This is a genomic window from Psychroflexus torquis ATCC 700755 (genome assembly GCF_000153485.2).
In the GTDB taxonomy this organism is placed as follows: domain Bacteria; phylum Bacteroidota; class Bacteroidia; order Flavobacteriales; family Flavobacteriaceae; genus Psychroflexus; species Psychroflexus torquis.
In genome coordinates this window covers 3,764,926-3,789,550 of record NC_018721.1, presented here as the reverse complement: position 1 = coordinate 3,789,550, position 24,625 = coordinate 3,764,926, and the positions used below count along the sequence as shown (strand labels likewise).

Here is a 24,625-nt window from a genome sequence, read left to right as displayed (position 1 = left end):
TTCAAAAAAGGCTTATGCAAGCAGACCTTAAAGTATTTCAAAAAATTTCACAAAAACTTATAGATTACGAGCAAAAAGAGGGGGTTACAAAACCAATTGAAGCCAATCAACTTTTTGAAACTTTGGATCTGGATTTAGATGAAGAAGGACTTGATGAAGAAAAGTTTGAATCTTTACTAGAGGATGTCGTTTTAAGCACTCCTAGAACGTCTACAAAATTATTTTTTAACCAATTATTTGGTGGTCGAAGTCATAAAGGTACTTTAGGAGAACTCTTAGCTGTAATGCTCAACAACAGCATGTACACTTACAAAGTTGGAGGACCACAAGTGGGTATTGAAAAGGCTATTATAGATAAGGTTTGCAAAATGTTAAATTTTGGAAAAAATGCAGATGGCACCTTTCCTCCTGGTGGATCTATGAGTAATTTTATGGCTATGCTTATGGGTAGAGATGCTTATAACAGAGATATAAAGCTTGAAGGTGTTTCTGAAAAAATGATCATTTACACCTCAGATACTTCGCACTACTCCATTACCAAAAACGCCATGTTCGGCGGAATCGGGATCTCACAGATAAGAAAAATCGAAACTGATAAGTTTGGAAAAATGAAGCCTTTAGCACTTCAAAATCAAATTGAAGAAGACATGAAGCACGGATTTCAGCCATTTTTCGTAAATGCTACTGCAGGGACAACTGTTTTGGGAGCTTTTGATGATATTGAAGCTATACATCATATCACAAAAAATTATAAAAACCTATGGCTGCATGTGGATGGGGCGTATTGTGGCTCGGTGATTTTTAGTGAAAAGTATAAACACCTAGTCGATGGAGTTGAGCACGCAGACTCCTTTAGTTTTAATGCTCATAAGATGTTGAACGTTCCTTTGAGTTGTTCTATCTTGATTACTAAAGAAAAACACAACCTTAAGCACTCCTTTGCCTGCGATGCTGATTACCTTTATCAAACGGATGGAGATGAATATAATTTAGGAAAAACCTCCTTACAATGTGGCCGAAGAAATGATGCTCTTAAATTTTGGACCTTATGGAAATCCGTTGGAACCAAAGGCTTAGAACAAATGGTGAATCAACAATTTGACTTGGCAGAAACGGCTAGAACTTATATTGAAAACCACTCCGACTATAAATTGTATTCTTACGAAGACTCCATTTCTGTATGCTTCAATTATAAAAACATAGATCCGAAAGATTTGTGCAATTCATTATACCAAGATGGAAAATTAATGGTGGGTTATGGTGAGTTTGATGGTGAAACTTTTGTAAGACTTGTCACCATAAACAGCACTAATAGAGACAAAGATATTTTGAATTTCTTCAAAGTAATGGAAACTTATGTTGCTGAAAAACACGAAGATCTAGTGACACTTTAATCTGCTGCTTCATTTAATCAACGATCTTAAAAATAGAGAGACAAATTTCAACATTTTTCAAAGTCAGATTTAAAATATGTTGAAATTTTTTTCGCTAACTATGAGGAAATTACAAACATGCCTTAGGCCTAATATCATAAATAAGACACTAGTTATTCTCACCCAAAAACGAACATAGAACTTTTTGTAAGACATAATTATTAGGTTCATTAACTCTTAAATATGTATAGGTAAATACTAAAAGTTTCATTCTAAAGTGTTTGGATGCGCTCGATATCTTTATTTAAGAATAAAGGGACAGTGGTTTTACAATAGCTAGCACCTAAGGCAATATAATTTTTAAAAGTTTCTTAATAGAGTTGTTGCATAGCTTGATCGTGTTGCTTTGTGGGTTTCTTTTTAAGTCTTTTGAAAAAATATTTATGGGCTTTATGCTTATATTTGACCCTTCTGGCACTTGTTTTAAAGACTCATCCACAATACAAATATAAAATCACACACTTGGATTCTAACCCTAAAGATATATTCGGCTTGGCTGTAGAAAATCACTACAAAAGACGAGATCTAACTCCTATTATTGTTCATTCTGAAAACTTTTATGATGATAAAATTCCAGTAGAATATTTATTTCGAACTTATGAAGAAATGCCAGAAATTGAGCAGAAAGCAATCCAACTCTCAACAGGCACAACTCTGGATGTTGGCTGCTGTGCAGGAAGCCATAGTTTAGAATTAAAAAAAAGAGGTCTAGACGTATTGCCGATAGATATTTCTAAAAAATGCATTGAGATTTGTAAAGAGAGAGGTTTGCCTGAAGCTGCGCACATCGATTTCTTTACTTTAAAAGATAAGACCTTTGACACCATACTCCTATTAATGAATGGCATAGGCATAGCTAAAACGATTAAAAACCTACCTGTTTTCTTTAGTCAAATCAAAACTCTTCTAAAGCCTGATGGTCAAGTATTGCTAGACTCTTCAGACTTGATTTTTCTCCACGAGAATGAAATCATGGATGATAATAAATATTATGGGGAAATAAAATATTCCACGAGTTATAAAAAGCAAACCTCTCGACTATTTCCATGGTTGTATCTGGACTTCGAGTTGCTAAAAGAATTATCAGAAAAAGAAGGATTCAACTGTGAATTAATTTATTCCGATGATCACTACGGCTTCCTAGCCAAGCTAAAACTTAATTAAGGCTATAGACCTTTTCGCCGCCTATATAAGTGGAAAGTACTTTAGTAGCAGGAATTTTATTTAATTCCACTTTCATTGGATCTTGATCGACAAGGATAAAATCAGCAAATTTTCCTGGCTCTAAACTTCCTTTTTCTTGGTCTTCAAAATTGGCATAAGCAGCCCATATGGTCATCCCCTTCAAAGTTTCTTCTCTAGACAGTTTTTCATCAGGATTAAAACCTCCTTCAGGATAGTTTTCTAAATCTTGTCTAGCTACAGCAGCATAAAAGGTGAGAAAAGGGTTTACATTTTCGATGGGGAAATCTGTTCCTAAAGCAACTTTACCAGCATTATCCAAAAGAGTTTTATAAGCATAGGCAAATCCAGTTCTTTGTTCGCCAAGACGATCTTCTGCCCAGTACATATCACTTGTAGCATGGGTAGGTTGAACAGATGGAATAATGTTCTCGCCATCAAAATATTTAAAATCCCTATCGTCCATGACTTGAGCATGTTCTACTCTCCACCTTCTGTTCTCATCATTCTGAAGTAAACTATCATAGGTTTTTAGCACTACGGAATTTGCAGAATCACCGATAGCGTGAGTATTCATTTGAAATTCAGAATTATATAATCTAGCCGCTAAAGTTTTAAAATCATTTAGGTCAATAATCATACTTCCAAAATGATCTTCTTTATCTGAGTACGGCTCTTTTAAAGCTGCACCTCTAGAGCCTAAAGCACCATCTGCATATACTTTTACAGACCTCACATTTAAACGGTCTGTTTTTAAAATACCCGACTCTAAAAATTCACTTATATTTTCTTTATTGTTCCTTATCATCGCATAAATCCTCATTTTTAACTCACCAGCATTTTGCAAGTCATCTATTAAATGAATCACATCAGAATTTAAACCCGCATCTACTAGACTCGTAAGTCCTAAGGAAATAGCAATATCTTCAGCAGATTTTAAGGCAGTAATTTGAGCCGCTTTATCCAATTCTGGAAATGTAACTCTAATTTTAGCCATTGGATTATCGATTAGAATTCCTGTTAGCTTTCCATTATTTTGGACTATTTCTCCTCCAAAAACCGGTGTAGATTCGTCAATATTAGCTTTATCTAAGGCTTTTTGATTTACAATCATCGCATGTCCATCTATTCTGGTAAGTGCCACTGGAGTATCAGGAAATAGTAAGTCTAGAGTATCTTTTGTTGGAAATTCTTTTATGGCCCAATCATTTTGATCCCATCCTCCACCGATGATATATTCTGTTTCAGGAAATTTCTTTTTAAACTCTTGAACCCTTGAGATCACATCTTTATAGCTCACAGTTCCATCTAAATCAACACGGCTTAATTTTAAACCTAAATTATACAAATGGGCGTGGGCATCTATAAGTCCTGGCAGGATCGTTTTCTGTTCAGCATCTAGAGTTTCCTTAGCCGTATATTTCGAATTTAAATCTGAAGTTGATCCTAGGTCTACTATTTTCCCGTCCGTTACAGCAAAAGCTTCAGCAGTAGTAAAATCTGCATCTACTGTATACGCTTTAGCATTGATAACTAAGAGATCCACTTCTTCTTTAGACTGACAAGAAGACAATAATAAAGATGCTATTGAAAAGATAGAAATAAATATTTTCATTAAAATAAGTTTTGAATTGAAGAATAAATTTCGTCACGTATAGCGGAATTTCCACTGGCAGCAAGAATTATGGAAACAAAGAGTCCTATCATGGCATAACTAAAGTCTTTACCTATCATATAGACCGCTTTCTTTTTGTGCTTATTTCCTTTTTTCTTGCGAGAAAGGCTAATGGCAATTTCTCTACCGCCTATAATACCTAGAAAAACCCAAGTTGTACTCATAGGTACAGTAGAAATAAAGAGCTTGTAAACAAGAAGGATAACGTAAGATAAATCGATTAAAGTAGCTGCACGTATATCAGAAACTCTAGTTTTTTCGCTCACTACCCCTTGAATTTTATCACCTCGCAAGTAGAATAGTAAACCTAAACCAAAGAATATGGTTAAGGCAAAAATTGAAAACTGACCTACAGTTTGAGATCTTGGTAGGAATACGGCAATATTAGCACCATCCTGCATCACCCAAGTCGCCCACAAGGTTCCACTCACAAGCCATTGAACCACCATCCAATATTGGCTATGTTTCCTACTCTTAAAATATTTCCTAATGGTATTATAAGATAAATACCATACCAAAAATGAAATTATAAATGCTAAAATATAGCCAGACCAGCTTTTAAAAATGACCGATGTAATGCCTGAAGTATCAGCACTGAAGACACTCAGTAATAGAAATGTTGTAGATACTGGCATTTTTAGTCTTGTCAAAATCAACAAGACTAAAGGGGCTATAACTTGAAAAAAAGTGAATTTTTCGGGATGTGGATAGTCGGAAGTACCATCAAGGTTGGTCAATCTTTGATACGTCACATCTCCATCATAAACGATAAAACTGTAAGTGACTGTTAGTAGAAAAATACCCCCTATAAATAGCCAAAGAATCCACCACTTATTTGCTTTATTACTTTCTATAAAGGTTCCTAGAGACTGGATACTATCGTTAGCCACTGCGGCATAGGCGGCAAAAAAGAAACCAATCCACATTGCGAAATTGGCGTTGGTCGTCGACGTTGCAGCAATGATAATACCGACTACAATTATAATTAAAAACGTCTTTTCTTCAGAAAGAAAATCAAGAATATTTAAATAAGGTCTATCGCGATCATAACGTTTAAACTTCTTTGCCATCAGCTAGGATTTGTTGTAAAATCAATTCTCGCAAATCTACTTAAATAAAGCATTCTAATGTTTCCTTTTTGTTAAGAAAATTAAGTTAAGGCTTTACCAGTTGAATTGGTAGGTTAGTCCCCCTAGGACTTGGATACCTTGGACTTCAAAATTCTGCCAACGGTTGTAAGACTTGTTCAATAGGTTATTTCCATTGACAAACACTGCAAGTCTAGGATTGATCTTATACTCCAAGGATGCATTAAGGTCTAAATAGCCATCTACTTCTGTAGTATTAATCTGGCCACCTGAAATTGGAATTGAATTGGAATTTATCGAAATTTTTCCTTGAGCATCGGTTCGTTCTCCAATATAGAATAATGCTGCTGAGAAGTTCCAATTTTTGGTAAATTCAAAATCTGCATAAGCCCTTAACTCAATTTCTGGAAGGTTCCAGGCTGGTTGTTCATCTCCAGTTGAGAAATCTGAATATTTCCCAAAGAAACCTACATTAAAATCACTATCAATTTGATAAGCTAAGTCAGCAGAAATTCCGAAGGTCTTTAAATCATTGTAGACTACACCAAAGGAATTTTGATAATCAAAGCCTCTTTTAGATTGTTCAATGGCATAATCAATTTCTGGATTTGCTATAAAAAAAGCAAAGTTGTTTGTACTAGAATAATTCACCTGAGAAGATAAAGACAGGTTTTCCAATAATTTAGTTGTAAACCCTGCATAAGCATTGTATTGATTATTACTAGGTCTTATGAATTGAGTAGGAGATAAAAATGGATTTTGTTGAGATAAATTTTCGAAAGTATTTTGCTCTAAACCACCGTTCGCTCCTAAAAATACGTTTATACTTTCTTGGTTGAGATTAAACTCAGCTTTTATATCTGGATAAAAGAAAACTTTATTTTCGCTATTTTCAAAATCACTAAAATAGACAGCTTTAGCGCCTAACTTCAAATTTACATTCTGAATATTGAACTTCATAAAAGGATTAATTTCTGCTTGGAATTGTCGATAATCCAAGCTCTCCTCCCCTATCAAATTCTCTTCAAAAGAGCCATTCAAAAACTTAAAATCACCTTTAATTGATAACTTCTGAGTCCTCAAGGGAATTTCTACTACAGGTTGAATAGTTAACACTTGTTCTGAACTGCTAAAATTATCTGTAAAATTATAGACGGTTAACTCTGCTTCTTTTAAAACAAGATCTGTAAAACGAATTCCTCCAAAAGCTTCTAATTTGGTATAGGTTTGTTTGGAATCTATAGCGTTAAGTTGGTCTTGAGTTAGAGCATCTACTTGCTCTGATCCCAATCCGTAATAATTAACTTCCCTTCGGTTTATATCAAAGCCTGCATTCCAATCGAAATATCGATCTTGTGATGTGAGATCTAATCTCACATTGGTATTTGAAAAATCATCATCCAGTACAACACCATCTATACCTCCTTGGGAGGATAAATGATTAAAGGCAATATCTAAATTACGGTCTCGATTGATATCGAAATTACTATAAAAATCGGCTAGAATAGTTGAGAAATTTCCTACTCCAAATCTTGAATAGTTTTCAAAGAGCTTGTCTGGAGGAGACATTCGTACTCCCGAGGCTGTTCCTTTAGCAGGGGTAAACGTAGAAGCTACTGGAACGTCGATAAATGAATAAGACAACTCTCTACGCACCTGTTTTATAGAATCCTTTTCGCTTGGTTTTTGTTTGATTTTAAAGGCATCATTAACCGTAGGAGAGTATTGCTTTACGATAATCAACTTATCGGTATTAATCGTATCTCTTTGAGCAATTGCTTTAATACTTATTAAAAAAACAACTAAAAAAATTAGGTTTAGCTTGATGGTCAAGTTCATTTTATTCATTTGATTAATTGTGTAAATAACGTCATCTTTAAAACATAAATAACTCTTTAAGGTTGAATTTTATTTCATACTAAAGCTTAAATTTAAAAAAATGCAATTATGAAGGACGATCAAATCAAAAGTTTGATGAACGATCAGGATAAATTTTTAAAGACTGAAAAATCGAAATCTATATCTCAGAGAATAGAAACTCTAGAAAAACTAAAAGCTAGTATTAAATCTCATGAACAGGATATTGTAGATGCTCTTTATAAAGATTTCCAAAAGCCAGAGTTTGAAGTTTTAACTACCGAACTTTATGTGGCTTACAAAGAATTAAACCTCTTTATCAAAAAAATTAAAAAGTGGTCCAAACCAAAATCAATTTCCTCTGCTTGGCTAAACTTCCCCTCTAGTGATAAAATCTATTACGTTCCTTGGGGAAAAATCCTAGTAATAGCCCCTTGGAATTACCCCTTTCAGTTAGCTATTACACCAGTTATTGGAGCCATTGCTTGCGGAAATACAGTAGTTTTAAAACCTTCTGAACATGCCCCATATACCGCAGATATCTTAGAGAAAATAATCAGTGAAGTATTTGAAGATTCTCAAGCTATAGTTATCCAAGGCGCCGTAGAGACAGCTCAAATTTTATTAGATCAAAAATGGGATTATGTCTTTTTTACAGGAAGTGTCCCTGTAGGAAAAATTGTTTCGCAACAGATCGCAAAACATATGACGCCACACACTCTGGAATTAGGAGGCAAAAATCCCTGTATCGTAGATGCTTCTGCAAATCTGGATAGTGCTGCCAAACGAATTTGCTGGGGAAAGTTTTTGAATGCTGGTCAAACTTGCATCGCTCCAGATTATCTGCTTATTCATTCAGACATCAGAGAAAAATTTCAACAGAAGTTAGTGGAAACCCTTAAAGACTTTTATGGAGATTCTTCTAAAGCGTCTTCAGACTATGCGAGACTTATCCATGCTTCTCACTTTGAAAGATTAGATGGGTTTCTAAACGATCAAAAAGTAATCTATGGCGGGATTTCTAATGCAGAAACTAATTTTATTTCTCCTACGCTAGTGGATTCTCCAGATTTTGACTCTCCACTGATGAAAGAGGAAATTTTTGGTCCTATTTTGCCGCTGTATAGCTTTACCAATTTTAAGGATTTGGAAGTAACTATCAATAGCTTCGACAAGCCTTTGTCTCTTTATGTGTTTAGCGAAAACAGTTCTTTCACCAATCAAGTTAATGAAAGCTTCGATTTTGGAGGAGGAGTCATCAATGACACTATTGTTCATTTTGTAAACGACAAACTTCCATTTGGAGGTGTAGGAGCTAGTGGAGTTGGCAACTACCATGGCAGGGCGTCTTTTGATACTTTTACACGCCAAAAACCTATTGTTCATCGTAAAAATTGGCTGGATATCCCTTTAAAATACCCCCCTTATAAGCGACTGGATTCTTTCAAATCTTTTCTGAATTTATTCCGTTAAGCTTAAAGGTGAATTTTGATTTGACTCGCATTTGTGACAACTGATTTATGGACTTTTCAGAAAATTGAAGGATTCGTGGGTAACCACCTGTCACTTGTGCATCTCTCATCAATACTATCATTTTCCCTGCAGGCGTAAACTGAACAGTTCCTGGCAGCACAGGACCCGTGATGATTTCCTCCAAGTCATTTACCAAACGCTCTTGGATTTGATAAGCCATCCGGTTTAAAGATGTAGACAAAGAAAACTCAGCATGTTTTAATTGGTAGTCTAAGGTTTGACTTAGCTTATAAAATTCAGGACCTTCAAACACCTCTAGTTCACTCTCCCCATAATAACTCATGTCAAATACAGATGACTCCCCACCACTTTCTCCATCGAAAGCCTCATAAATTAAGACATCATCATTTTCAAATTGCCGCTTCGTTATGGGTTCATAAAAGCTTTGACTGTTAAAGGGGCTTTCAGACTCAAAGCCGCCTTTCACAGCAATATATCCCCAATTTCCCCTAGTTAGTTGTTTAATCTTAAGGAGGTCTCCTTTTTTGATCTTTAAGATTTCGAAAGGTTCCACCGGTTTATCATTGAGTTTGAAATCGCCTCCCAAAGCGCCTATGCACATAAATGTTGGCGAAGTGAACTCGAGTTCTAAACCTTGTTGATAAAACTCCATAGAGGATGAATCAGCAGGATTTTCCAGTATAGTGTTTGTAAAATGATAAAGATTTTGATCCATCGCTCCAGAAATTGGAATCCCATAAGTCATCCCCACAAACCTTCCCTTATCTTGAAGAGAAGAATACAATCCTGCTTTATGAATATAAATGCTCATTGTTATAGTTTTATATCAGAAGGATGAGATTGAAGGTTATCAAATTCTTCCTTGGTAATTGATTCAAATTGGAGAGAATCTCCTGGACTTAAAACACACGGGGTGTCCGTTTTATGACTATCAAATAAAGACAGCGGTGTTCTTCCTATAATTTGCCAACCTCCTGGAGAGCTTGAAGGGTAAATTCCAGTTTGAGATCCAGCAATTCCAACTGCACCCGAATTTATCTCAGACCTAGGATTGGATTTTCGCCTGCAAAACAAGGAAGAATCCATACCCCCCAGATAAGGAAAACCAGGTAAAAACCCGATGAAATATACCGTGTAAATGGGATGCATATGACGCTTGATAATTTCTGAAATGGATAGGCCAGTTTTTTCAGAAACTTCTTCTAAATCTAAACCAAAATCCAACTCGTAACACACTGGTATTTTTCTGGTTGGAGACTTGGGTATATTCGTTGTAGACACGTTGGAAATAAGTTCAAAATAATTGTTTTTTTCACTGTGGAAATTATTTATTGTGAATTTATAAATAACCAACAATGAATTATACGTGTTTGTAACTTGAAGTATGTGTTCACTTTTATTTAAAAAGATATTTTCTTTTAAATTCAATAAAAAATATAGAAGATTCTTAGTGATATCCCGGTTAAATTCTATCAAAATTGAACGCTCACTAAGCTGAAAAATACGCGCAGATTCATTCATCATGTTCTATCTATTTTAATTCCATTTTTAGATAATTGAGAGGTCAATGTCTTCAAAATTTCATAGGCATTTGGAGTATCGCTATGCACGCAAATAGTATCAAATTTTTGATCGATTTCTTCACCTAAAATTGATTTCACTTTTTGATGTTTTATCATTTTGAAAACAGTTTTAAAAATGAGATCTGGATCGTGTAGAACAGCATTTTTTTGGGTTCTTGGAACCAAACTTAAATCATTTTGATAGGCTCGATCTGCAAAACCTTCAATCCAAATAGGGATCGAATGTGGACTATCATTTTGAAAATTTACTCTAGGTGGGCTGAACAAGACCAAATCCTTATTTCTTTCCTGAATAACTTCTAACACTAAATTTGCCAGTACTGGACTTTTCCTCATATCATTATACAAAGCCCCATGAGGTTTTATGTGATGTAAGTTGACCTCATATAACTGACAAGCGTCTTCTACCAAATCGATTTGATGGTGAAGACTCTCCTTAAGGTCTTTAGAGGGAAGTATTATAGATTGACGACCAAAATTTTCTAGGTCCGGATAAGAAGGATGTGCCCCAACTTGAACATGATACTGTTTTGCAAGCTCAACAGCTTTTCTTACAGTCTCGACAGTTCCATAATGTCCACCACAAGCAATATTACAAGAAGATAGAAACGGCATTAATAGCGCATCGTACTTTCCTCCTTCGCCTAAGTCACAATTTAGATTTATAGTTGTCAATTTTATTCGAAATTTATAAAAGTTATGCTGAGTTCAAAACAATTTTAAGTATTTTTCCTGTATAAAATCAATTTATATGAGGTCTATTTTAATTCTCCTAGTTTTAGTTCTAAATTTTCAACTTTACTCACAAACCCAAACTGTAAATTCTAAGGTCGTTTCTGCGATAGTTTATAATTCTGGCGCCCAAGTGACTTCAGAAAAAAAGGTCAGCTTAAATCAAGGTATTACTACGTTAATCTTCGACAACTTATCGCCGAATATCGATGAATCCAGTATCATCGTTAATGGTCTTGAAAATATCAATTTGAATTTTATCGCTTTCGAAACTGACTTTTTAAATAAAAAGGAGTCCTCCATAGCTTTAGATAAATTGAGGAATCAGCTTAAAAATATTGAAAAGAAGAAAGTTTACACGGGCAATAAAATAAAATCCTTAGAAAAATCTATAGCGCTTCTAGAGAATAATCAAAGCCTTGATGGTGGCGAAAATGAATTGAACGTTGAAAAAATAAAAGCCTACAAAGAGTACTACTCCTCACAGATTGAATCTATTTCCAATTCTATTTATGACCAACAACTCCTTCTTAAAGAACATAACGAAGACATTTTAAAACTCACTAATGAAATCAATAAACTAGAAAGTAAAAACCGAATTAACAGAGGCAAGATAAGGGTTGAACTAAAAGCTGAAAATAGTGGAAACAGAACTCTCTCTTTGAGTTACTTTATTTTTGATGCAGGTTGGCATGCGTCCTATGACCTCAAAGCTGAAGATATTGATGAAAACATCACTCTTACCTATAAAGCAAAGGTTTACCAGAACAGCGGGGAGGATTGGAAAAATATCAACTTAAAGCTATCCACTGCAAAACCAAACAGCAACACTGTCAAACCAGAATTAGAGCCTTATTATTTAGATTATAATTCCCCAGTTCAACAAAAAAAACGATCTCATAACTATCGAAATTTAAGGTATAATCCTAGCGTAAAAAGTGTTCGGGGAAAAGTGTTTGACCAACAAGGTCAACCTTTACCAGGTGTAAATGTGATGGTTGGGAATAATGGCACTCAAACGGATTTTGATGGGAACTACTCTATCGATGTTGGAAACTCGCAAACAATTATTTATACATATGTAGGCTTTGAAAGAGTCAGTATTCCTGTTTATAACAGTAATATTAACATCAATCTTGAGACAGATTCCGCGAGTTTAGACGAAGTAGTTGTTATTGGTTATAGTACATCAAAAAGAAAAGAGTTAACTGGCGCTGTCCAAGAGGTTGCTCAAGCTATACAACAACAAACTTCTGTTGAGTTTCAACTTCCTCAACCCATCAGTTTAGTTTCGAGTTTTGATGATAAGCAGTTTCAACTCAATGAACACGAGCTCGAAACTACTTACGAATACTACTCCGCCCCAGAATTGTCATCTTCTGTATTTTTGATCGCTCAATTAAAAGACTGGCAAGACCTTGACTTGATAGAGGGGACTGCCAACTTATATTTTGCGAATAGCTATCTTGGTACTACGAGTTTAAACCTTGGATTTTTAGAGGATAACCTAAGTATCTCCTTAGGTGCCGATGAAAAGATTGTATTGGAACGCACACTTCCTAGAAAAAAGACTTCTCAGACTTTCTTTGGCAACACTAGAATTATCGAAAAAGCTTATCAAATTGAAGTCAAAAACACTAAAAATTCAATGGTTGATATTCTTATTCAAGAACGTGTGCCTATTTCTAGAAATGAGTCCATAGAGGTTGAAGATGTAAACTATAGCAAAGCAGAATACGATTCTAAAACTGGATATATAACCTGGAAAGTACAACTACAGCCCAACGAAAAAACCACTTTGAGCTATGGGTATTCTTTAAAATATCCTAAAAATAGAGTTTTAAATTTAAGGCCCTAAGGAGAGTTTAGCCCAACGACCCATCACGATCTACTATCAAATTAAAGTCTTTTAATATAGGTGATTTAATAACTGATGAGACCAACAAGAAGTTTTTTACCAATGCTTATTACCCTTGAATACCAGCATATCAAATAATGGCTATTTCTGGTCATAAATTATGAGAAGGTATTTATTTAAGTATATAATGGCTTACATAAAGAGGGAAAGCAGTTTAAATTGTAGGACATCCTTTTTTTAATTAGATTATAGCCAGTATGCATTTCTAAAGTTATGGATTCCTTTTTCTAATGATCAAAATTTCATCATCTGAAAATGGCATCCATGCAAGATCATAAATATAGTGATAGGTTTTACCCTTAGAATTTGTTTGAAGGTGGGTGTGGTATTTAAAGCGAAAGTTTTTGTTGGCAAGTAGATTGCGATACACTTTTATCTGTGTTTTGTTCTTTCCTACGAGTTCAAGTAGTATGGCATAATTACGTTTTAAAAACCCATTAATTTCTACTGCGGCCTTTTTGGTTGCATATTGCAAATGCTTGTGATAGTAATTTTTACAATAGGTAGAGCAGAAGATCTTGTCCGATCTCCCAATGATTGTTTTCTTACATATTTTACATTTATTTTTCACAAGACCTATACCAATCCTTAAATATAGGCTATCCGTTCCTAACGGTTAAATACCTTTAAGTTATTAAAAGACTTGGCTTTTAAGTTTATTTCTAACTAATTTAGGAGCTCCTGATATAATTTATATATGACTAAAAACAATGAAAGCCCCTAAAAATCAAAATATTCTAGTCTATACCGCACTGCCAAAAGCCAAACGGTTTAAGGTGTATATTCCATTTCTTATGAAATCTGAACGGGAATGCTTTAGAAAACTTGACTCCAGCTATTATCATCCTCAACAAAACCTTTGGAGTCTTATTAACACAGTAGAGAATCTTAAAAAAATTGAAAGTCTCTTTGGCGGTAAAGTACTTAAAGTAGGAGAGTCTGCGCCAAGGGGCATGCCCAAGATAGACCTTAACAGACAGGGTGAAGCAGAACTTGAAAAAACCCATCAAAAAATGGTTTTAAAGGGATTTAGTAAAAACACAGTCGATAATTATAAAAGCTCGCTTAAACCTTTTTTTAAATATTTTGAAAACCAATCTCTTAAATCAGTGACTAAAGAACAAATAGAAGGCTATGTTTTTGAATTGATCAGTAAATATAAGATAAGCGAATCTGCCCAAAACACTATTATTAACGCTATTAAGTGCTACTACGAGCATACTTTAGGATTACCACGAGAATATTATAACATCACTAGACCTAAAAAGAGTCAAGATTTACCAAACATCCTTCATATCAACGAAGTTAGAAGGATCATTAACAGCCCTAGTAATTTGAAGCACAAAACTATCCTCCATACTATTTACGGTGCAGGCTTACGTGTTGGAGAATTGATTAGACTAAGAGTAGTAGACATAAGAAGTGAAGAGGGTTATATCTTTATAAAGGACTCCAAAGGAAAGAAGGACAGGCATACCGTACTTAGCAAGCATCTGCTAGAATTACTTCGAGAGTATTACAAGATCTATAAGCCAGCTTACTGGTTGTTCGAAGGGCAAACTGGCGGGCAGTATTCCAGTACTAGTATACAAAGTATTTATCGAAAAGCTGTGAAAGAGACCAACGGAAACCCTTGGAGTACTCCACACACTTTACGTCATAGTTTTGCCACGCACCTTATGGAACGGGGAACAAGTTTAAGACATATCCAGGCCGCTTTAGGTCATAATAGCTCAAAAACTACAGAGATTTATACTCGAGTTTTAGCGATTAATAACAAAACAATAAAAAGTCCATTGGATACTATGTATGAAAGTGTTAGTTTAGATGAAAATAAAACAACGTCCTAAATAGATATATACCCTATACTGAAGATTTGAATAGGGTTTATACGGATGTTAGCCACAAGCTGAAAAAAAATTACGTTCCAAATTAAAATTTTACCTTTGTAGAAAAATAATGGCTGATAAAGCATTTATAACATCCGAGATATTAAAGTGGGCTAGAAAGTCCGCCAAAATCTCTGTGGAAAATGCCGCCAAAAAAGTTACTGTATCGCCTGAAAGATATTTGACTTGGGAAGATGGAAATGATTTTCCGACAATTCGACAAGCAAAAATCTTGGCAAAAAGTTTTAGGAGACCTTTTTCACTTTTCTTTTTGCCTGAAATTCCAAAAGATTTTCATCCACTTCAAGATTATAGAAGAGATGACTCTCAAGAATTAGATACTGCCTCGTTATTTATAATCAGAGATGTCCAAGAAAAACAAAATTGGATTAGTGAGTTATTTGAGGAAATTGGAGAAAGCACTCTTCCTTTCGTTGGTAAGTATTCAATAAATGATAATCCAGAAGTTGTTGCTAAAGATATATTGGACACTTTAAAAATTAACCCTAACGATTATAAAAAAACACCAATTACTGAATGGATTGACAAAGCCGAAAGTGCAGGAGTATTTATATCTCGTGCAAGTTTCTTACACTCAAGATTAGTCCTAGACAGAGATTTAATACAAGGGTTTGCAATTGCTGACAAATATGCACCATTTGTTTTTATAAATTCAAAAAATTGGAATGCACCGCAACTTTTCACACTTGTTCACGAATTAGCCCATATTTGGATAGCAAAATCAGGTATATCAAATGAAATAGACATTGATTTTACCGACAAAGCAAAATCAAAATTTCATCCAGTAGAATTATTTTGCAACCAAGTTGCAGCTAATGCATTAATGCCAAGAGAATTAATTACACAACTTGGCAACGATACTTTTGATTCAAACAATAAGATTTTTAAACAAGCAAAAGAACTTGGTATAAGTTCGTTTGCTCTATTAGTTCGTGCTTTAAACTTAAAATTAATTTCCCAATCTGAATACAAGAATCTAAAACAAGATGCTCAAAATGAATTTGAGAAGTTTTTGGAAAAAGAAAAGATTAAAAAAGAAAAACAAAGAGAACAAAAAGGAGGAGCAGATGCTTACCTTCTTCGTCTAAATAAAAACAGTAAACTCTTTACAAGAATCGTAATGGATTCTTTTAATAATGGTTCATTGTCGCCTTCAATAGCAAGTAATCTACTCAACACGCAGATAAATAAGTTCCAAAAATTTGAAAAACTACTTGCCTAATGTTTGAAAATGAAAAAGTAGTTTACTGTATTGATGCTAATATTCTTATTCAAGCTTGGCAAAAATATTACTCGCCAGAAATTTGTCCGTCATATTGGGAAGTTTTAAATGATTTAGGCAAAAAAGGCGTGATTTTTATTCCCGAATTAGTTTATGAAGAAATTGAGAAAGGAGAAGACAATCTATTCGAATGGCTAAAGAATAGTGATATTCCGATTAAAAAAATTGATGGCGAAGTAACAAACTGCCTTAAAGAAATCTACACATCAAATCCGAACCATAAGTATTTAGTATCCAGCAATGGAATTCACTCAAAAGCTGACCCTTGGGTAATTGCTCACGCGATGAAAGAAAATGCAGTTGTAGTCACAAAGGAAACAAAAGACTATTTTAAAAAACAAACCAAAATTAAAATCCCTCACGTTTGCGATAATATGGATGTAAAGTGGATTGATGATTTTGAATTTATCAGGGATTTGAATATAAAGTTCATTTGTAAATCGGAATAAAGCCAGTGGCTAACAACGTATATAATTTATTGCTAGTTCAAGCCTACTTACGAAAATCCTCGCGGATTTTTTATTCGGTTTGTATTTGCTAAATTAGTTACTTGAAACACGCAACAAACCATAGTGTGCCAAGAATCAGCCATGGCATTAAACTGGCTGCATGCTGTAGATAAGATGATGGTAGATCCATCAGAGTCGTTGTATAGGCGATGGCTTTAAACCACCTAAAGGTGCTTTGATTAATAGTCTTGGTATTGAGCGTTTAGGAGAATCTAGTCCTAGAGATTAGCAGGTACGAATAAAGGAGTTGAACTAAAGTGAACCATTGAAGAGGTGTCGAGAAGTAGGAACCTCCAGTCAAAAGCTACAGGGCGGAGCGTTAAGAAAATGTCCTGAGGACATTTTTAGCGAACGAGCCAGTTGGCGTGAGGCATACGGAGTGAAAAGTAATAGTATTGATACTATTAATTACAGAGATAACCTATTTATTTTCTGTAAAGTCCCGATATCTATCGGGATCATTCAGGTGGCAAGAACTTTACTTGGGCTTAATTATGGAACTTGGGAATCTGCTTATGGATGATAGACTTGATTAAGGCTACCGCATTAGGATTCGCTACAAGTCAAAGGGAAATATTCAATCGAAACAATCGAGAGATAGTCCCGATAGCAATCGGGAGAAGTTGTAAGCAGAGGCGGACTCATTCGTAGTAGTGTTGATCCCGATATCTATCGGGAGTGTAATGGAACTGGAGCAAAGGGATGAGCTAATTTTAATTTACAATTTGCCAACTTGAAAAAGGATGAGCTTATATTTGTATACTAAATTAGAAGAGCCGTGTGAGGGGAGACTTTCAAGCACGGCGGTGCACTGAGCCTGTCGAAGTGTTCTGTGAGAGGCTTGGGGTGAAATTCCCCTTGTCTACTCGACTACCAAACGTTGTGGTGCATTTGAAAAAAAACTTTATGGATGAAGACAAAGTTTCGGAATTTGAGTTAAGAAAGTTCTTTTTAGAATATTATCGAAAAACGAGAGAAATCGTTAAGATACATCCTGAATATAAACTCGGTCAAAATAATTATCATTTATTATCGCAAGATGCAAAAGATGCCAGCCGACTTTTTAACTTTATGAATAAAGTTTATGGTTTAATATCTGATTTAGAAAAAACTCATACCTTTATTAAAAGATTTCCTTTAAAAGATTATTATCAATCCAATGATATAGACCAATTGGATTTTATAAAATATCATTTTGAGGTTTTTATACATAAAGTTCACACACTATTAGAAGTTAAAAAATTATGGGTAAATGACTTTTATGGTATAGGATTAAAAGAAGAAGATTGTAATTGGAATAATTTGAAAAGTTATGACAAAATTAAAAAATCACCAACATCAATAATTATTAAAAACTATTTTAAATCGTTTAAGCACATTATAAAATATCGTCATTTAAACACACATAGAGCATACTTTCAAGATGCAAAAAACGATGAGCTAAAGACCGATTTGATGATTTATACTCAATTTAAAAAGTACGGCTTGGAAGTTGGCGAAGATTTTAGAAGGTCAATGCCAGAATTTATAGTCGATTATAGAATAAAAAAATACAGGAGCGAAAAAATAGAATATATTAATAACGGAATTGAAATCGCAAAAACCTATTCGGAACAATTCATTACAATAATTCAAACGGAATTTTTCGCAGATAAAATGAAAAAGTAAAGCGCAGAAAAACGCACCACAATAACTAAGCATATGGCTTGCCGATAGGCCAACGCTATATGATTTGTTGACTGATCCAGGATTGCTGGTAAGGGGGAATTCGATGAGTTGGCAGGAACCTTACATGAGGAGAAGGTTGTTTTTAGAGTGCTTTGCATCCCTTTTTATTCAGTTGCTTATCTAAATAAGGCACTTTTTAAAGAGATCATGCTTTTTTTGTGTGAGAATCTGCTGTTTTTTATCATTTTCCTTCAGTTTGGGCGTTATACCAATTTAAACCTATACTGTCGCAATAAATCGTTTCTTTTTTGCCTGCTTTTCATCAAAAATAATTACCGTAACTAAGGCTATGCTAATTATTTTTAATTTCAATCGATCAAAAAACCTGTGCTGAGCTACGTCGTAGTATAATTCAATTTATTCATACGACATTATAAATTTAATTTGGTATTAGTAAGTCAAGGCTTTTTTTAGAACTGTTTTTTAATTTTTGTATTCCAGTTTATCCTTTATAATTTTTTTGTAATCCTTTGGCGGCCCGCGACTGTCGCTGTTTCTGCTACTGTAAGAAAATTAGCCACCATACTTTGGAATATGCTCTACAAAAATCAACACTATAATCCTCCTACTGTTTATGAATATCTTGACCAAAAAAGGAATAGAAAGGTCATAGAACTTCAAAAACAAATTGCTAATTTAGATGCAAGAATGAGTAACATTAAGCCTGCCTAAATACCAGTAAAAACAAGGTGTGAACAAAACGCTACTCAGAACTATGACCTCAGCTGACTTCTCTATTGTACCAACTCGTGGTTGCACTCCAACACGCCAGCTGGCCCATTCGCTAAAATGATTTAACAAATCATTTTTTAAAGCTCCGTCCTCCAGGTAATTGCATCTTCTTTCACTCGATTCCTGCCGTATCTACATAGATGCACTTTTGGTATTCTTTGGGCTTTACAATGATACTTCGACAGGCTCAGCAGAGCTGTGGTTGCTTACCCGGGCATAAATGCCTCGTATACGGTTTCTGCTTTGGTTTGGCCTGCCCCGGACTTGATACGGGGTCAGAACCGTCCCGTATAGCTATCGGGATTGTAGCGGTATTTGCTCATTAATCAATCACAAATAATCTTCACTTTCTATCTCACGATAGACCAGTTGCAGCTTACTAATAGTTAAAAGAGCCTGTCCTGAGCAAAATCGAAGGGTTACCCTTGCCCATAAGGGACTTGCCTGACGGCAAGTCAGGCTTGGTACCCTCTAGAATAATTAACTGCATTACTGTAGTTAAAAAGATGCCCATGCTGGGCACACACACGCGGTATAAAACATTGGGGTTTAAGTGGTTATTCAAATATTCTGCCACACATCAAGTTCGGTGTTACTGGACAGGTAAGTAGCTCGCAATCACCAACGATTTCATACTGTCAAACGTTGGCTATAATTCCTCTTTTTTTGGGAAGGAAAATAATTACTTTAAGGTAACTTTTAGGCATCGAAAAAAAGAAAAATGCATCTGAAAATAATGAATATAAGTAATTGATTTTCAAAATATTGAAAATCAATTACTCAGAATTAAAACAGAAGTTATAATATAATAAAAATTGATTTGGATGATACATTTGATGCGATTACAGCAAGTGAAGATTTAAAAAGATTTACATTCAATTCTGAACTTAAGGATAATACTAATTTAGAATTACACGTTTTAATAAGTGAGCATCCTGACCCTTTATTGCCCAATGTCTTTAATTTAGCATTTGGACCTTTAGGAGAGGACAATGATATAGATGATGCAATTGCTTTACGTCATAAAAATATAAATAAAGTATTTTCGACTATACTTCTTTTTGCTATTACGTTTTTGGAAGATAATAGTGATAAACAATATTCTATTGGAATAGATGGTTCTGATGAAAGAAGAGCATATCTTTATCATAGAATGTTTAGATATAATAATGATACTCTATTAGATTCAATAGTTACTGTTGGTGTTGATTGGTATGTTAAACTTTTAAGAAATGACACGGACATTGAAAGAGATAGTGATGGGTTACCTCTTTTTAAACCAAGACCAGAACCTTTTGATTTAAATAGAAAAGCTAGAGATTTATATAGATATTACATATTTTCTCTAAATAATTAATATATTTGTATTATGAGACAAACAGTTCAAAATAGATTACTAACCTTAAAGCTTTAGCTAAAGGTAGTATTTCTAATTCTATTGCTAAAAGTCTAATAGAATAGTTAATGATAATTTATCTAAATCCATTCGAACTGAAAGCGATGCAAAAGTTTTTAGAAAAGAACTTTCTATTGCTTTTAATTTAGCAAAAGAATGAAGATTTAGCATATCCTTTAATATATAGAGCCCACTTTTTTAAGTGGGCTTTTTTTTTCACAAATAACTACAGCCAATAACTAAGCATATGGCTTGCCGATAGGCCAACACTTCGACAGGCTCAGTGGAGTCCGCTATATGATTTGTTGACTGATCTGGGATTGCTGGTAAGGGGAAATTCAATGAGCTGGCAAGACCCTTACAAGAGGAAAAGGTTGTTTTTAGAGTGCTTTGCATCCCTTTATATTCAGTTGCTGATCTAAATGAGGCACTTCTTAAGGAGATTACGCTTTTTTTGTGTTAGAATCTGCTGTTTTTTATCATTTTCCTTCAGCTTAGACAGTACTCTGCTAATGTCTTTTTTTACTGTCTGTATTCCAGTAGTTATCACTCCAAATAAAAATCCTTGCAGAAAAAACTGATATCTCATAAATTATTGAGGCCTGAAAATTCAATTCCCTACTAATCATAAAGTAATCTCTCTGAATACAAGTAGTTAGTATAACAAAACGCTCAAAGTACACGCCCACTTTCATAAGAAAGGCAATCATCAATACGTGCCAAAATTTTGAAGCTAAATTTTTTATGAACACGAAAAATGGCAATACAGTAGAGTAAAAAAGCATTAATCAATAAGCAAACTTATACGGTTCAGTGGTTCTTATAATAAATACAAAATCTTCAAAATTTATACTTATACTCAAAACACATAGCTTTTCAAGTTTTTAACTCTTTCTTTTTCCCTTTCTCTGCGTTAAAATTTTAAACCGTAGCTATCCCGATAGATTCTGTGTTAATAATCAAGTGATATTTCAATTTATTTAATTAATATTGATATCTGAAGGCAACTATATGTTAGCCTGCAAGGGTACCTCCGCATTCGTGTGGTGTACCTTTTTTTGATGATAGTCATTTTCATAGGGATTCTGGTTTTTATCTATCACAAAAATAAGTTCAAGCATTTTTCTCTGCACAGCAATCAGCGCCTTCATTTTGATTCCACTTTTTGATACGATCCTAACATATAAGTCTTTATGCGATTTGTTATATTTAACAGAAGGATAGAGATGGAAAGTGCATGGATTTTCTTAGATATCTGTTGCCTCTCTTTGATATTCGAGGTTTACCTTTTATTGATGTTCCCGATTGTTTTTCCTTGACATCAAAACCAGCGTAACTGGTCAATTGCTTCTTGTTTCTAATGAGTTCGAACCCATTAGTCTCTGCAAGTAACCGTTACAGCAGTCAGTTCTCCTACTCCAGGTATAGTACAGATAGTATCTACTCTTGTCTTTACCTCTGGGTGACTTTTAAGTAATGTTGCTATGTCCAATTTGATTTCTTTTTCCTGAATATTTAAAAATTTGATTCTCGCTTCGATTCGAATGCTCATTCGATAACTATATCAATAATTTTCTAAACTGATTTTAAAAAAAAAGAGTTATCGCTTCGTTTTAATTTCGTTATTGCATTTTCAAGTTTATAACCCAATTGGGGCTTTTGGTGAAAAGCAGCATAGAAATCAATTCAACAAAATACAAGGGATTTAAACCCCTTGTAAATACCCGTTATAAATAACAGAAGATAAATAAGTTATAAGTAACTACTCTTCACCTTTAAATTCACTTAAACCTTGTTTTAGCCAAGCATAATAGTCTTCTACATCTGGCATGTAAGCGGCTGTTTTATTCAGCATTTGAAAATTGGCATCCATCAATACGTAAAAAGGTTGTGAATTATTTTGGAAGTTTACTGTTTGAAAAGTAGCCCACTTATCGCCTATGGTCTTGATTTGTTTAACACCGCCTTTGGGTCGCTCATAATTAAATTGCTGTTCTTCTGGTAATTCTTTTCGATCATCTACATAAAGGGAAATCAAAATATACTCCTCTTTTATCATTTTGTAAACACGTGGATTACTCCAAACTTGTTCTTCCATTTTACGACAATTCACACAAGCCCAGCCTGTAAAATCTACTAAAACAGGTTTGTTTTCAGACTTTGCAACAGCAATTCCTTCATCAAAATCTTTATAGGCTTTTAACCCCAACGGTCCATCTGTTTCTTTATCGTAAATGCTATAAAACATAGGTGGTGGAAAACCGCTCAACACCTTTAGGTTAGCATACGAGGTATTGGTTAAACCTGGAATTAAATAAATAGCAAAAGCTAGGGTTAAGACTCCTAGAAACTTACGAGCAGGTTTTATAATTGGTTTTGGTGGATCATGTGGAAATCTAATCTTCCCAAATAAATACAAGGTCATTGCTATGGCAATTACAATCCAAATCCCAATAAATATCTCTCTTTTCAAAAAGCCCCAATGCTGTACCATGTCTGCATTAGATAAAAACTTAAAGGCTAAACCGAGTTCTAGGAAACCCAAAACTACTTTTAGAGAAGTCATCCAGCCACCAGATTTTGGCAAGGAATTCAACCAATTTGGAAATAAAGCAAATAAACCAAATGGCAAGGCTAATGCTAGTCCAAAACCACCCATTCCAAAAGAAAGTTGAGTTGCTCCCCCATCTCCAGATAAGGAACCGCCCAATAAAGAACCTAAAATAGGACCTGTACAAGAGAAAGAAACTAAGGCCAAAGTAAGTGCCATAAAAAATACACCTATAAGTCCACCAACACTATTGGCTTTTTGGTCTAGGCGATTGCTCCAAGATTGGGGTAGTGTAATTTCGAAATATCCAAAAAAGGAAAATGCAAATACCAAGAAAATTAAAAAGAAAAATATATTCAAGTACGTATTGGTTGATATATTATTCAGGATTTCAGGATTAACCGAATCTAACAAATGAAATGGGATACTTAAAATCAAGTAGATCGCCACAATAAAAAAGGCATACATACTAGCATTGATTAATCCAATTTTCTTGGTTTTTGCCCCCTTGGTAAAAAAGGAAACCGTTAAGGGAATCATGGGAAATACACAGGGTGTGAGCAAAGCGATAAACCCACCAATAAAACCCAATAAAAAAATAGTAGCATTACTCTCTTTCTCTTCGCTTTCTTTTTCAGCAAGTGTAAAGCGGTCTTCTTTTAAGTCAATTTTAAGTGAGTTGGTTAGTTTTTGGTCCACTTCATCTACTTCAATTTCTTGTCCTGAAACTTGAAGCATTTGTCTTTCTAAATCGAATTTTAGTTGAAAAGCTTCCACATCTGGTGGCAGACATCTTTCTTCATCACAAATCATGAAAAGTATGTCCAATAAGAATTCTTCATCTGCATTGTTTACTTTTATTTTTTGGGTAAACGCAGCTTCATCTATAAAATACTTTAAATCTGTTTTAAAAATTTTATCAAATTTTTCAATCCCTTTAGGTTCTGTAGTTTTACCGATTATTTCATACGCATCACCTTCAAAGACAAAAGTGAATTCCGTTGGAATAGGTCCATTCTCTCCTTCAGGAATTTCACGTTGGGAGGGCAAATGCCAATTTTCCGCAATCAAAGCTTTTATCTGAAGTTCAAATACGTTTTCGCCAAGTGGAACTGCCTCAACTTGAAAAGATAGATAATTTTCTTCTGCAGCATTGGATTGCCCAAATTGAGCATTTAATGTGTTACTCGACAATAAAACTAAACTCACAAAGGCGAAAATTATGCTTCTATACAACTTATTCTTAGGCATTTATTTGTTTTTTCGGTTATTTCAAATTTTTCATTTATACGATGATTGACCACCCAAACAACGGCTTCATTTGAACACAAAATTCAAGTCTGCTTTTTAATAGAGGTCGGAACTTTTTCATCCCATAGAAAATGATTTACTTTTTTGCTACCCTTCATTCCCAAAGTTACAAAAATATCTTCCTTGTTTACCTTTCGAAGCGAAAGCGGAAACACAAGCTTTTCAGCATCACCATAAGTCATGCTTTTTGCTGTTTTTTCTTTTCATTCAACTTTTTCAATCTGTAAAACTGAATGTTTAAATT

Annotated in this window: 20 protein-coding genes; 9 read left to right on the top strand and 11 right to left on the bottom strand. The window is 34.4% G+C overall.

Annotation, left to right across the window (positions count from 1 at the left end; all coding sequences use genetic code 11):
• Positions 1-14 precede the first annotated feature (14 nt).
• Complete coding sequence (locus tag P700755_RS16280) at positions 15-1,394, top strand: pyridoxal phosphate-dependent decarboxylase family protein (RefSeq protein WP_015025725.1); 1,380 nt, start codon at positions 15-17, stop codon at positions 1,392-1,394.
• 501 nt (positions 1,395-1,895) lie between these two features.
• A complete protein-coding gene (locus tag P700755_RS16275; protein ID WP_015025724.1) occupies positions 1,896-2,597 on the top strand; it encodes a class I SAM-dependent methyltransferase in 702 nt (233 codons plus the stop codon).
• Here P700755_RS16275 and P700755_RS16270 read toward each other — a convergent pair.
• From P700755_RS16270 to P700755_RS16260, 3 genes are all read right to left on the bottom strand, one after another.
• Positions 2,590-4,230 (bottom strand): amidohydrolase, encoded by a 1,641-nt coding sequence (locus tag P700755_RS16270; RefSeq protein ID WP_015025723.1) that lies wholly within the window; start codon positions 4,228-4,230, stop codon positions 2,590-2,592. The genes P700755_RS16275 and P700755_RS16270 overlap by 8 nt on opposite strands.
• Positions 4,230-5,360 carry a hypothetical protein gene (locus P700755_RS16265; protein WP_015025722.1) on the bottom strand — a complete coding sequence of 377 codons (1,131 nt, stop codon included), beginning with the start codon at positions 5,358-5,360 and terminating at the stop codon, positions 4,230-4,232. The genes P700755_RS16270 and P700755_RS16265 overlap by 1 nt, the downstream gene beginning before the upstream one ends.
• Positions 5,361-5,453: 93 nt before the next feature.
• A complete protein-coding gene (locus P700755_RS16260) occupies positions 5,454-7,217 on the bottom strand; it encodes a TonB-dependent receptor (protein WP_051007986.1) in 1,764 nt (587 codons plus the stop codon).
• Positions 7,218-7,325: 108 nt separating this feature from the next.
• On the opposite strand from P700755_RS16260, the gene P700755_RS16255 reads away from it, so the two are divergent.
• Positions 7,326-8,708, top strand: coding sequence for an aldehyde dehydrogenase (locus P700755_RS16255; RefSeq protein ID WP_015025720.1), 1,383 nt, complete (start codon positions 7,326-7,328; stop codon positions 8,706-8,708).
• Here the strand turns inward: P700755_RS16255 and P700755_RS16250 are convergent.
• The 3 genes from P700755_RS16250 to pxpA are packed head-to-tail and all read right to left on the bottom strand — an operon-like array spanning position 8,680 to position 10,987.
• Positions 8,680-9,540 (bottom strand): 5-oxoprolinase subunit C family protein, encoded by an 861-nt coding sequence (locus tag P700755_RS16250; RefSeq protein WP_015025719.1) that lies wholly within the window; start codon positions 9,538-9,540, stop codon positions 8,680-8,682. The genes P700755_RS16255 and P700755_RS16250 overlap by 29 nt on opposite strands.
• Positions 9,541-9,542: 2 nt before the next feature.
• Entirely contained in the window at positions 9,543-10,253 is a 711-nt protein-coding gene (gene pxpB / locus P700755_RS16245; protein ID WP_015025718.1) for a 5-oxoprolinase subunit PxpB, read from the bottom strand.
• The gene (gene pxpA, locus P700755_RS16240) at positions 10,250-10,987 is read right to left on the bottom strand and encodes a 5-oxoprolinase subunit PxpA (protein ID WP_015025717.1); all 738 of its coding nucleotides are present in this window, start codon (positions 10,985-10,987) and stop codon (positions 10,250-10,252) included. Before pxpA ends, pxpB begins: the two co-directional genes overlap by 4 nt.
• Positions 10,988-11,063: 76 nt before the next feature.
• Between pxpA and P700755_RS16235 the strand changes: the two genes are divergently transcribed.
• Entirely contained in the window at positions 11,064-12,902 is a 1,839-nt protein-coding gene (locus P700755_RS16235) for a mucoidy inhibitor MuiA family protein (protein ID WP_015025716.1), read from the top strand.
• 271 nt (positions 12,903-13,173) lie between these two features.
• Here P700755_RS16235 and P700755_RS16230 read toward each other — a convergent pair whose 3' ends face one another.
• Positions 13,174-13,437 carry a hypothetical protein gene (locus P700755_RS16230; RefSeq protein ID WP_015025715.1) on the bottom strand — a complete coding sequence of 88 codons (264 nt, stop codon included), beginning with the start codon at positions 13,435-13,437 and terminating at the stop codon, positions 13,174-13,176.
• A gap of 235 nt (positions 13,438-13,672) precedes the next feature.
• Here P700755_RS16230 and P700755_RS16225 point away from each other — a divergent pair, with 235 nt between their 5' ends.
• From P700755_RS16225 to P700755_RS16200, 5 genes are all read left to right on the top strand, one after another.
• Positions 13,673-14,812, top strand: a complete 1,140-nt coding sequence (locus P700755_RS16225) for a tyrosine-type recombinase/integrase (protein WP_015025714.1) — start codon at positions 13,673-13,675, stop codon at positions 14,810-14,812.
• A gap of 109 nt (positions 14,813-14,921) precedes the next feature.
• A complete protein-coding gene (locus P700755_RS16220) occupies positions 14,922-16,094 on the top strand; it encodes an XRE family transcriptional regulator (protein ID WP_015025713.1) in 1,173 nt (390 codons plus the stop codon).
• Positions 16,094-16,603, top strand: a complete 510-nt coding sequence (locus P700755_RS16215) for a DUF4411 family protein (RefSeq protein WP_015025712.1) — start codon at positions 16,094-16,096, stop codon at positions 16,601-16,603. Before P700755_RS16220 ends, P700755_RS16215 begins: the two co-directional genes overlap by 1 nt.
• Before the next feature lie 951 nt (positions 16,604-17,554).
• Complete coding sequence (locus P700755_RS16205) at positions 17,555-18,331, top strand: Cthe_2314 family HEPN domain-containing protein (RefSeq protein WP_157609326.1); 777 nt, start codon at positions 17,555-17,557, stop codon at positions 18,329-18,331.
• Positions 18,332-19,943: 1,612 nt separating this feature from the next.
• The gene (locus P700755_RS16200) at positions 19,944-20,480 is read left to right on the top strand and encodes a DUF6934 family protein (RefSeq protein WP_015025710.1); all 537 of its coding nucleotides are present in this window, start codon (positions 19,944-19,946) and stop codon (positions 20,478-20,480) included.
• A 1,248-nt stretch (positions 20,481-21,728) separates the two neighbouring features.
• Here the strand turns inward: P700755_RS16200 and P700755_RS20905 are convergent.
• The 4 genes from P700755_RS20905 to tilS form a co-directional block, all read right to left on the bottom strand.
• Positions 21,729-21,863, bottom strand: coding sequence for an IS110 family transposase (locus P700755_RS20905; protein ID WP_245535959.1), 135 nt, complete (start codon positions 21,861-21,863; stop codon positions 21,729-21,731).
• A 31-nt stretch (positions 21,864-21,894) separates the two neighbouring features.
• The gene (locus tag P700755_RS20900; RefSeq protein ID WP_245535958.1) at positions 21,895-22,071 is read right to left on the bottom strand and encodes a hypothetical protein; all 177 of its coding nucleotides are present in this window, start codon (positions 22,069-22,071) and stop codon (positions 21,895-21,897) included.
• A gap of 210 nt (positions 22,072-22,281) precedes the next feature.
• Positions 22,282-24,321 carry a protein-disulfide reductase DsbD family protein gene (locus P700755_RS16190; RefSeq protein ID WP_015025708.1) on the bottom strand — a complete coding sequence of 680 codons (2,040 nt, stop codon included), beginning with the start codon at positions 24,319-24,321 and terminating at the stop codon, positions 22,282-22,284.
• 83 nt (positions 24,322-24,404) lie between these two features.
• Positions 24,405-24,563 carry a tRNA lysidine(34) synthetase TilS gene (tilS, locus tag P700755_RS21400; RefSeq protein ID WP_157609325.1) on the bottom strand — a complete coding sequence of 53 codons (159 nt, stop codon included), beginning with the start codon at positions 24,561-24,563 and terminating at the stop codon, positions 24,405-24,407.
• Positions 24,564-24,625 lie beyond the last annotated feature (62 nt).

Coding starts and splice junctions, on each gene's coding strand:
- P700755_RS16255 (WP_015025720.1), top strand. CDS start 7,326: ATGAAGGACGATCAAATCAAAAGTTTGATGAACGATCAGGATAAATTT.
- P700755_RS16260 (WP_051007986.1), bottom strand. CDS start 7,217: ATGAACTTGACCATCAAGCTAAACCTAATTTTTTTAGTTGTTTTTTTA.
- P700755_RS16265 (WP_015025722.1), bottom strand. CDS start 5,360: ATGGCAAAGAAGTTTAAACGTTATGATCGCGATAGACCTTATTTAAAT.
- P700755_RS16270 (WP_015025723.1), bottom strand. CDS start 4,230: ATGAAAATATTTATTTCTATCTTTTCAATAGCATCTTTATTATTGTCT.
- P700755_RS16235 (WP_015025716.1), top strand. CDS start 11,064: ATGAGGTCTATTTTAATTCTCCTAGTTTTAGTTCTAAATTTTCAACTT.
- P700755_RS20900 (WP_245535958.1), bottom strand. CDS start 22,071: ATGAGCATTCGAATCGAAGCGAGAATCAAATTTTTAAATATTCAGGAA.
- P700755_RS16280 (WP_015025725.1), top strand. CDS start 15: ATGCAAGCAGACCTTAAAGTATTTCAAAAAATTTCACAAAAACTTATA.
- P700755_RS16220 (WP_015025713.1), top strand. CDS start 14,922: ATGGCTGATAAAGCATTTATAACATCCGAGATATTAAAGTGGGCTAGA.
- P700755_RS16215 (WP_015025712.1), top strand. CDS start 16,094: ATGTTTGAAAATGAAAAAGTAGTTTACTGTATTGATGCTAATATTCTT.
- pxpB (WP_015025718.1), bottom strand. CDS start 10,253: ATGATGAATGAATCTGCGCGTATTTTTCAGCTTAGTGAGCGTTCAATT.
- P700755_RS16250 (WP_015025719.1), bottom strand. CDS start 9,540: ATGAGCATTTATATTCATAAAGCAGGATTGTATTCTTCTCTTCAAGAT.
- tilS (WP_157609325.1), bottom strand. CDS start 24,563: ATGACTTATGGTGATGCTGAAAAGCTTGTGTTTCCGCTTTCGCTTCGA.
- P700755_RS16225 (WP_015025714.1), top strand. CDS start 13,673: ATGAAAGCCCCTAAAAATCAAAATATTCTAGTCTATACCGCACTGCCA.
- P700755_RS16190 (WP_015025708.1), bottom strand. CDS start 24,321: ATGCCTAAGAATAAGTTGTATAGAAGCATAATTTTCGCCTTTGTGAGT.